This window comes from Clostridium sp. AM34-11AC (genome assembly GCF_003435375.1).
In the GTDB taxonomy this organism is placed as follows: domain Bacteria; phylum Bacillota; class Clostridia; order Lachnospirales; family Lachnospiraceae; genus Pilosibacter; species Pilosibacter fragilis.
On the sequence record NZ_QWGL01000004.1, the window covers coordinates 130,117 to 139,571 of the forward strand.

Annotated in this window: 8 protein-coding genes and 1 tRNA gene; 1 reads left to right on the forward strand and 8 read right to left on the reverse strand. The window is 49.9% G+C overall.

Translation table 11 applies throughout. The features are described 5' to 3' along the window. Positions 1-59 precede the first annotated feature (59 nt). The 4 genes from DW826_RS04995 to DW826_RS05010 form a co-directional block, all read right to left on the reverse strand. Complete coding sequence (locus DW826_RS04995; protein ID WP_117469921.1) at positions 60-434, reverse strand: DUF3783 domain-containing protein; 375 nt, start codon at positions 432-434, stop codon at positions 60-62. 159 nt (positions 435-593) lie between these two features. Beyond that, positions 594-667: transfer RNA gene (locus tag DW826_RS05000), tRNA-Pro, on the reverse strand. Positions 668-812: 145 nt separating this feature from the next. Beyond that, on the reverse strand, positions 813-2,429 hold the full coding sequence (locus tag DW826_RS05005; RefSeq protein WP_117469922.1) for a Na+/H+ antiporter NhaC family protein: 1,617 nt from the start codon (positions 2,427-2,429) through the stop codon (positions 813-815). A 135-nt stretch (positions 2,430-2,564) separates the two neighbouring features. Next, positions 2,565-3,293: a YebC/PmpR family DNA-binding transcriptional regulator gene (locus DW826_RS05010; RefSeq protein ID WP_015554900.1), complete on the reverse strand. Its 729-nt coding sequence runs from the start codon at positions 3,291-3,293 to the stop codon at positions 2,565-2,567. 377 nt (positions 3,294-3,670) lie between these two features. On the opposite strand from DW826_RS05010, the gene DW826_RS18570 reads away from it, so the two are divergent. Continuing rightward, the gene (locus DW826_RS18570; protein ID WP_242992096.1) at positions 3,671-5,599 is read left to right on the forward strand and encodes a S9 family peptidase; all 1,929 of its coding nucleotides are present in this window, start codon (positions 3,671-3,673) and stop codon (positions 5,597-5,599) included. An 89-nt stretch (positions 5,600-5,688) separates the two neighbouring features. Here the strand turns inward: DW826_RS18570 and DW826_RS05020 are convergent, their stop codons facing one another. The 4 genes from DW826_RS05020 to DW826_RS05035 form a co-directional block, all read right to left on the reverse strand. Further along, the gene (locus DW826_RS05020) at positions 5,689-6,459 is read right to left on the reverse strand and encodes a TraX family protein (RefSeq protein ID WP_117552211.1); all 771 of its coding nucleotides are present in this window, start codon (positions 6,457-6,459) and stop codon (positions 5,689-5,691) included. A gap of 149 nt (positions 6,460-6,608) precedes the next feature. Further along, a complete protein-coding gene (locus DW826_RS05025; protein WP_117552212.1) occupies positions 6,609-7,607 on the reverse strand; it encodes a nucleotidyl transferase AbiEii/AbiGii toxin family protein in 999 nt (332 codons plus the stop codon). Continuing rightward, the gene (locus DW826_RS05030) at positions 7,604-8,218 is read right to left on the reverse strand and encodes a DUF6088 family protein (protein ID WP_117502980.1); all 615 of its coding nucleotides are present in this window, start codon (positions 8,216-8,218) and stop codon (positions 7,604-7,606) included. Before DW826_RS05030 ends, DW826_RS05025 begins: the two co-directional genes overlap by 4 nt. Before the next feature lie 298 nt (positions 8,219-8,516). Continuing rightward, positions 8,517-9,383, reverse strand: a complete 867-nt coding sequence (locus tag DW826_RS05035) for a Sir2 family NAD-dependent protein deacetylase (RefSeq protein ID WP_117552213.1) — start codon at positions 9,381-9,383, stop codon at positions 8,517-8,519. Positions 9,384-9,455 lie beyond the last annotated feature (72 nt).

The following is a 9,455-nucleotide window of genomic DNA, read 5'->3' on the forward strand; positions in this document are numbered from 1 at the left end:
CCATTTTATGGACTGTCAAACAGTCAGGTTCATCGTCAGTCTTTCCGGATTCCGGTGATCTACCGGTTCATTTTCGCGTGTTCCTTCGCAAGCTCCCCGTATAATGTCAGCGCGTTCCAGCTCTGGTTCGTCGGCGTAAGGACTGCCTTGTAGTCAATCCTTCCGGCCCCCGTCTTTCTCAGCGCAAGGATCACCGTGTCCACCTGCTTTGAGGTGAGTCCCGCCATCACCATCATCTCTTTTTCAAAGTCATCTCCTGTATAGACCTTCCCACAGGGCACGAGTTCCTTCACCCCGGCAAGATATCCCACCGGTTCCAGATACTCTTCCTTTTTCACAGCCCGCAGCTTCATTCCAAGCGGGAACAGCGCCCTCTTGATCTTCGCAAGTCTCTCGCCTTCCGGCAGATGGTATAAAAGAATGATTGGTTTCATATATGATCTGACCTTTCCGTTTCTCGTCCCCGACGGATTGGGACCGCAGGGCATTATACTGTTCTCATTATAGCAATTCCCGTTTCTGTTTGCAACTTTTGGCTGTACCGGTAAAGCAAAAGCAGGGGCTGGTTCATTCCAGCTCCTGCTCATCAAAAATCGGGGCAACAGGATTTGAACCTGCGACCTCTCGGCCCCCAGCCGAGCGCGCTACCAAGCTACGCCATACCCCGGGAACAAAAACTATTATACCAGAAACCGGCAAAAAAGCAACCGGAAAATATCGTCAGAAACATACAGAACAGGAAAAGGACCCGCAGATTCCGCAGGTCCTTTCAAAACCGGAGCCATCCGGCACGTTCAGTGGCCACATGGAACTCACGCTTCTTCCTTCATCACTCCATTCACCGCGCGGATCACAAACATTGTGGCCACCATAAGCGCAATGGCGATCGGCAGGGCAATCCATGCGGACTGTACGAAGCCCGCGATAATGTAGGAGACGAAGGACACAACCGCCGCCGTGACCGCATACGGAAGCTGGGTCGTCACATGGTTTACATGTTCACACTGGGCTCCGGCGGATGCCATGATCGTCGTGTCGGAGATTGGAGAACAGTGGTCACCGCAGACAGCTCCTGCCATGCAGGCAGAGATGGAGATGATCATAAGATCCGGGTTGCTGTTTTCAAACACAGCAACAACGATCGGGATCAGGATCCCGAAGGTTCCCCAGGATGTTCCCGTCGCGAAAGCCAGGAAGCAGCCCACAACGAAGATGATCGCCGGAAGGAAATTTAAGAAGGAACGGGCGCTGGACGCAACCACCGTCGCCACATAGACATCTGCGCCGAGGCTGTCCGTCATCGCCTTCAGTGTCCATGCGAAGGACAGGATCATAATCGCCGGGACCATGGACTTAAAACCTTCCGGAATGCAGGCCATGCACTCAGAGAATTTCAGGACCCGGCGTACCTGATAGAGACCGATGGTGATCAAAAGTCCGAAAAAGCTTCCCATCGTAAGTCCCAGGGACGCGTCACTCTGGGAGAAGGCTGTCACAAAATCCTCTCCTGAGAAAAATCCCCCCGTATAGAGCATGCCGACCATGCAGCAAATGATCAGGGATATGATCGGGATCAGAAGATCCAGAACGGTTCCCCTGACAGAGACCTCCGGCTGTTTCTCCGTGTCATACGGACGTCCCGGCGTGGTATAAAGGTCCCCCTTGAGCGCATTCTTCTCATGAAATTTCATAGAACCGAATTCTGTCCGTAAAAGTACCATTCCGATCATCATCACGATCGTCAGGATCGCGTAAAAGTTGTATGGGATCGCCCGCACGAAGATAGAAAATCCGTCCTCGCCCTCAACAAATCCGGTAACCGCGGCCGCCCAGGAAGAGATCGGTGCGATAATGCAGATCGGAGCTGCCGTCGCGTCAATCAGGTACGCGAGCTTTGCTCTTGAGACTTTAAATTTGTCTGTCACAGGGCGCATCACGCTTCCCACGGTCAGGCAGTTAAAATAATCGTCGATAAAGATCAGACAGCCCAGCAGGATCGTCGCAAGCTCCGCGCCCACGCGGCCCTTAATATGATCCGCCGCAAACTGGCCGAATGCTGCCGACCCGCCGGCCCGGTTCATCAGGCACACCATCGTGCCAAGGATCACAAGGAAGATCAGGATTCCCACATTGTAGCTGTCAGAGAGAACGTTTATCATTCCGTCCTCAAAAATATGGGTGATCGTTCCCTCAAAGCTGAAACCGGAATACAGGATTCCACCCATAAGAACACCGATGAACAGGGAACTGTACACCTCTTTTGTGATAAGTGCCAGCCCGATCGCCACGACCGGCGGAACGAGCGCCCAGAACGTCGCATAGACCGCCGGCACATACTCTTCTGTCTGCTCCGCGCCAAATACGGTTATCGCGAACATCAGGACCAGCACCACAGAAAGCACTGCTGTCCTTTTTATATTTTTCTTCATATCCGTCATAACGGACTCCTCCCTCCTGTCTCCGGAGAGTTCCACGCTCTCCGATTTTCCTGTTACATGAAGAAATCCCCTCTCATCAGTACAATTCTGGTGAAAGGGGATCACAACATACACAATCACGATTTTTTATTCATCCCAGTTGTGGTATACAGCCTGTACGTCATCATCCTCGTCAAGGAGATCAAGGATTCTCTGCATCTTCTTGATCGCTTCCTCGTCAGTAAGTTCTACCCAGTTCTGCGGGATCATAGTAATATCAGCCTCTACCATCGGGATTCCGGCTTTCTCGAGAGCCTCGCGGACTGCACTGAAGTTGTCCGGATCTGTGATAACCTCGTAGCTGTCCTCCTCCTCGGAGAAATCCTCAGCGCCTGCATCGAGTGCAGCCATCATGAGCTCGTCGGCATCCATATCACACTCTTCTTTGTCGATCACGATCTGGCCCTTGCGGTCGAACATGAAGGAAACGCTTCCCTGTGCGCCTACGTTTCCGCCGCCCTTTGTGAAGGCGCTTCTTACGTTTGCTGCGGTACGGTTCTTGTTGTCAGTCAGTGTGTCAACGATGATCGCAACACCGCTCGGACCGTATCCCTCGTATGTTAAGTTTTCGTAGTTTACGGAGTTTAAGTCACCGGCTGCTTTCTTGATACCGCGGTCGATGGTATCGTTCGGCATGTTGTTTGCTTTCGCTTTTGCAATCACATCACGCAGCTTGCTGTTGTTAGCCGGATCAGCGCCGCCCTCTTTAACTGCGACAGCAATCTCTCTTCCGATTACGGTAAAGATCTTACCCTTTGCTGCGTCATTTTTCTCTTTCTTATGTTTGATGTTGGAAAATTTATTATGTCCTGACATCGGTTCAGCTTCCTTTCTCTTCGCATCTCGCTCTTTTTTATCTCTCGTGCACCAGTCCCAAGGATCTTTTCGTGCGCATTATACATAGTCTAAAATATTCTAACATCATTTTTCTGATATGGCAAGCGCTTTTTCCGGATACCCCTGCTCCACTTTTCCTTGACACATTCCACTCTGAGTATTTATACTCATTTCATAGCGATCCAGTGCCTTCCGGCCTATGATCTTCCGGGGTCAGCCCGGCAGATTCTGTGGATGGATGCATCTGACCTGCATTTTTGCGCAAGTGCGCATCATTGGCACATTAGTGCCTGTTTGTATAATAGGGAATTCCTCGGATTTCCTGTTACAAAATACTAATTATGGAGGACATGACGATGAAGAAGATTGAGATCGACACATTCCTGAAGTTCCGTTTTTTGAGCAACCCACATTTCTCACCCGATGGAACGAAGATCGCCTTCACGGTATCCGTACCGGACCGGGAGACCAATGGCTATCTGTCTGACCTGTACCTGTATGATCTCGGGAAGAAGACTGTCTCCCGTGTCACCTGCAGCGGTGACGCGAAGACCTGGAGCTGGACCGCGGAGAATACCCTGATCTTTACCGCAGCCCGGACTGCCGCCTTAAAAAAAGAAAAGGAGAACGGAACTTCTTTCCTCTATGAGATCTCTCCGTCCGGCGGAGAGGCCCAGTGCATCACGTCCATTCCGGCTACTGTCACAGGGATCCGCCTTCTCCCGGATGGACGTTACCTTCTGACGATCCGTCATGATAATTACAGAGATACGAGAAAGAAATCTTACGAGGTCTTCGACGAGCTTCCGTTCTGGGGCAATGGTCAGGGATACACGAACGCGAAGAGGAACCGTTACGCCATCTATGATATGGGATCCGGTAAACTCACTTACGTGGCGGACGACTGGACCGACTGTTCCCAGTATTCTGTCCTTGGAAATCTCCTGCTCTACAAAGCATATCCGTGGAAACAGGGTGTCATGGGGATTCGTCCGGGCGTTTATCTTTATAACCTCTCCACCGGAGAGACAAAAACCTTGATCGCGCCGGATTCCATGCGCACCGGAGTTGTCTCCCTCTTAGACGAAAAGACTGCACTCATTGCGGCAACGGATGACTCCTATAAGGATACGACGAAATACTGTGACTTCTACCATATGGATCTCGTGGACGGATCCATGAAGCTGATCCATCCTTATGAATCTTCCATCGGCGGCTCCTCCGTGGGCTCCGATTCCAGATTCGGCGCAGGACAGACATTTAAGGCTGTGGGCGGGGAATTTTACTATATTTCCACCGTGGGAGATTTTTCCCATCTCTATAAGATCTCCCGGGGCGGCACCGTCTCCGGGCCGCTGACGGCAGGAAGCTCCTGCGACAGCTTCGATCTCGCGGGCGGACACATCGCCTCCATGGAATTCCACGGACTCCACATTGCGGAACTCTTTGTAGACGGCGAGCAGGTGACCCACATGAATGACTGGCTCACCGACGAATATGACGTACAGACACCGGAGGCGTTCTCTTTCACCGCCAGCGACGGCTACGAGATCCACGGATGGGTCTTAAAACCGGCAGGTTTCGAGGAAGGAAAGTCCTATCCCGGCATCTTAACTATCCACGGCGGTCCGAGAACCGTTTATTCAGACGTCTACTATCATGAGATGCAGATGTGGGCAAACCGCGGATATTTCGTGTTCTTCTGCAATCCGAGAGGATCTGACGGACGGGGCACGGATTTTGGAAATATCAACGGAATCTACGGAACTGTGGACTATCAGAACCTGATGGATTTCACGGATGAAGTCCTAAAGCGGTATCCGATGATCGATCCGGAACATCTCGGTGTCACAGGCGGCTCCTACGGCGGATTTATGACAAACTGGATCATCGGACATACAGACCGGTTCCATGCCGCCGCTTCCCAGCGTTCCATCTCTAACTGGGTATCCTTTGAGCACAGCTCCGATATCGGACACACCTTCATCTTAAACAACCAGGGAGCCAATACGAGGACCGATGTGGAGCTCCTCTGGAAGCAGTCTCCGCTCCAGTTTGCGCCGAACTGCAAGACACCGACACTCTTTATCCACTCTGATGAGGACTACCGCTGCTATATGGCGGAAGGACTCGCCATGTTCAGCGCCATCAAGCGGAACGGCTGCCCGTCGAAGCTTTGCCTGTTCCATGGAGAAAACCATGAGCTGTCCAGAGGCGGAAAGCCGGAGAACAGGATCGACCGGATGACGGAGATCATTAACTGGATGGATGAATATTTAAAATAAAGGAAACGATCCTACCGCTCTTTTTTATATGTGCCACAAGATTTCAAATGGCTGCAGGGTCGTATTCCCTGCAGCCGCAGTTCTTATCATTATCGATTTACATAATTCAGCACCAATGCAAGAATCAGCATATGGACCGGATAAAACGCATAACAGCTATACTGGAAGACTTTCGTATGGCAGCCCTGCCGTCCACGATACAACCAGATCAGAAGCAGTGAAAGCAATGCAAGTCCCTGCTGGCAGAGTTCAAAGTCCATCCCAAAAAGCCGGATGGGGTACATCAGACCTCCCAGCAGCTCTACATTGACCCAATAGAGCGCCAGAATCTGTCCGGCAAAACACCACCATTTTCTTCCCCGGAAAAAGTAAAAAATAAACAGTGTCAATACACCGGCACCATAGTAATCTGCCATTCCTACCGTCCCAAGTGCACTTCCAACCAGCACGACCAGAACCGCCGTCGGCAGAAAGATCGTAAGCTTCTGTTTTTTTCGAGTTTTTTCCATCAAATGGATTCCAGCGAGTCCTATCAACAACGTCCAGATCACATTCTGATGAAACGGATAAAACCAGGTTCCGCCATACATCAGATCAAAGGGTATCTCCGACAGCACCGCAAACAGCAGCAGCCGGAGAATGTACTTTTTAAAGCTGTGCGTGTGAAAATATCCTTCCACTGCCATAAATGCAAAGATGGGAAACGCGAGCCTTCCTACGCAGGTCAGCCAGTCCTGAGCCGGAAGGAGCGTAGCCCAGAGATGATCCATCAGCATAAATGTCATGGCGATGATATGAAGCATTGCCGCACTGATGTCAAAGGTTCCTGACTGAGATGAATGTACTTGATTTTTTACCATATTGTCACTCCTGTTGTTTTCTCTCAGTCCAATTATACTTCCTTTTACCGTCTCTGGTCAAATCCTTATCAGTGACAACGTTTCTTCTACCTGCCGGGCTCACGAGTCAAGACCATCGGCTTAGCCGGTGGCTTTATAATATTAGGTTGTTACAGTGCGTTGATTTCTTTTTCTAATTCGCTGACTGCGCTCATGACAGTCTCAAAGGTCGGCACATCACCATAGAGCATATCCTTCATTGCTTCGTAATCTGCGGCCAATGCTGCAAAGCGATACTCCGGGGGAACAAGCTTCAAGGTGCCGGGAATAGCTTCCTGATACTTTGCCCAGGCTCTCGGATAAAACTTCATCTTGAAGTCCACCACTGTCTTCAGCAATTCCACCCGGGCAAAGGCAGCTTCTTTCACAGGTGTCATGGACATACGGTACAGATCATAGTAGTGCCGGGAATAACGCTGCGGCATTTCCGAACTCTCGGGTCTGTTGGCTTCATGGTGCAGAATCGTTGCCTTCTCCCAGAAAGTCCGCTCCGGCGCAACGGTCAGAATAGCCGTGTCCTTTTGCACAAATACTTTTGGGTAATAGGTTGCGGCATAGGGCTCGATCTGAGCGATTTTTGCGGGCGTCCAAGCGGCCAGCGCACCGATCTCCAAACGAATAACCTGCAAGGTAGCGGGATTTGTAAACAGGTGCGGATAGGCAAAGGTAACTGTCTGTTTGTCCTTTTCGTCTATGTAAATATTCGCCTCACAGCCAAGCTCCTGAGAAAGTTCTGCCTGAATGGTGGGACAAAACTGCTCCGCAAGAAAAACCTCTGCCCGAGCATTGGCTTCTTTGTTGAACGTATCCTGTTTGGTGTTGGAACGTTTTTCCCATGGCTCGTCCTTACCGTATCCCAGCACCCGCCAATCCAGAATCAGATCAATATCTTCGGAAAAGCGGCTGATCAGATTGAATGCCTTGGAAAGACTGGTGTCGCCTTTGAAGGTAATAGTCTCTTTCCACGGGCAGCGGTGGAACAGATAATCCAGCGTAAAGCATACCCAAAAATCTTTTTCTACGATGGCATCATTCAAGCCCATTTTATCGGCGGTATTTCGGAACAGTTCGCGCCGATCACTTTCCGGCAATCGTGCTACATTCCTCATTGTGTGTCACCTCCACACATTTTTCGTATCGTATCATAAACCCAATCCGTGGATTCCGTTGCCTCTTTCAGACAGGCTTGCTTTTCAGCCTCGGACAGCTTTTCAGAAAGCGTCTGTATGATCTCCGGCGTCACGTTGGTCCTTCCCAGAGTTTTCAGCGCCTGGATCACCAGACTCGTCATGTAAGACAGGCCAGTGATTTCCTTGTTGGTCCTATGCTTAAATTCCAGCTTGGTGGAATTCCACTCATAGGTCTTATACGGACCGTCGCTGATGTAGGACCAGACCGCTGTTACCTGTGTAGAGAGACCCAACAGGTTCAGGGCCGTATTTCCACATGGGGCAATGGTCCAGTGGTAACACCGTGCCAATGCTTTGGCAACTGCATCCGGGTCGGCCGCTACATATTCATCAAGCAGTTTGCTGTACTTTGGCTTTTCGTAAATGCCTCTGATAATTCTGCGGATAATGCCAGATTGGTAAAGCCGCTTCAATCCTTGGCGAATTGTTGCGGTGTCCGCAATATCTGCAAAATCAGGAGCAACAAAAACTGCACCATCCTCAGCAGCAAGAATTCGCGCTCGTATTTTCTGCATATATCCATTGTCCACGACCGTGCTCTCCTTTCATGATATCACGAATATTATATACTATTCGTGACATGGTTTCAATACAAACATCGGAATTTTCACTTTATTATTTTCAAAATCTTGAGGTTTATTCGGAGAGCGTGATATAGCATAGGGTGCATATTCCGCAGGTGATGGTTGCACATGATGGTAAAGTCTTTCGTTTTTTCAACTCTGAATACAGCCATTACAAGACCTCCTTTCCTTTGAAAATGGGTATGAAAAAAGGGCATCCACTGGTTAAAGTGAAACGCCCACGGCAAGACAATATTGACTTTTCTTAAAGCTGAGACAGGATTTCTCCAATATCTCCATTGATACAAATGGACTTCTTTCTGATTTCGTCAGGCGCATACGCCTCTCCATAATTGAGACAGGCATAAGTGGCATCTTTCCAGTCATGAGCCATGCGCCAGAAACTGTACTTCACTATGGTTGGGGTGTTGTAGCCGACACCCAGCTCCAGAAAGAGAATTTTCTGCTCGCTTCGAGTTCGGAGAAAATTTTCGTACTGCTCCGCTGCCTTGTGCCAGCCTTCGTCCTCCACAAAGGTATCATCGCAGCGGAGATTCATGGTCATGGGCTTGCCGCAGTGAGGGCAGACGGGTAAAAGTTCTGTCGGTACTTTCATATTCTGCTGCCGCTTGACCATTTCACGAATCGCAGCTTCGTTATCAAAGGTTTCCTGACAGCACGGCTCACTGCACTGGAACAGGCCGTAATCGCCCTGCGTGTAAAACAGCCGCTTTTTATCAAAGCCTGCTTTCTGAAAACAGTGATCCACGTTGGTCGTGATAACGAAATAATCCTTGTCAGACACCAGCTTCAAAAGGTCATCGTAGACCGGTTTGGGGGCATCCATATAGCGGTTGATATAGATGTATCGGCTCCAATAGCTCCAATGCTCCTCCGGCATGGCAAAGGGATAAAAGCCGCCGGAATACATATCTTGGATGCCGTACTTTGCCGCAAAGTCGGAAAAGTATTTTTCAAACCGTTCGCCGGTGTAAACAAATCCGGCTGAGGTGGAAAGACCGGCTCCGGCACCGATCACCACGGCGTCACAGTCCTGCAATGCAGCTTTCAATCGCTCAATCTGCTCTGAGCAGCTTTTCGTATATGGCTTTGTCCAAATCCTTGAAAACATTGAAGATCACCTCCTTTACACTGGTATTTCTAAGTTATCAACCACCACTTCAAGTCAACATCATAAACTTAA

Coding starts and splice junctions, on each gene's coding strand:
- DW826_RS04995 (WP_117469921.1), bottom strand. CDS start 434: ATGAAACCAATCATTCTTTTATACCATCTGCCGGAAGGCGAGAGACTT.
- DW826_RS05005 (WP_117469922.1), bottom strand. CDS start 2,429: ATGAAGAAAAATATAAAAAGGACAGCAGTGCTTTCTGTGGTGCTGGTC.
- DW826_RS05010 (WP_015554900.1), bottom strand. CDS start 3,293: ATGTCAGGACATAATAAATTTTCCAACATCAAACATAAGAAAGAGAAA.
- DW826_RS18570 (WP_242992096.1), top strand. CDS start 3,671: ATGAAGAAGATTGAGATCGACACATTCCTGAAGTTCCGTTTTTTGAGC.
- DW826_RS05020 (WP_117552211.1), bottom strand. CDS start 6,459: ATGGTAAAAAATCAAGTACATTCATCTCAGTCAGGAACCTTTGACATC.
- DW826_RS05025 (WP_117552212.1), bottom strand. CDS start 7,607: ATGAGGAATGTAGCACGATTGCCGGAAAGTGATCGGCGCGAACTGTTC.
- DW826_RS05035 (WP_117552213.1), bottom strand. CDS start 9,383: ATGTTTTCAAGGATTTGGACAAAGCCATATACGAAAAGCTGCTCAGAG.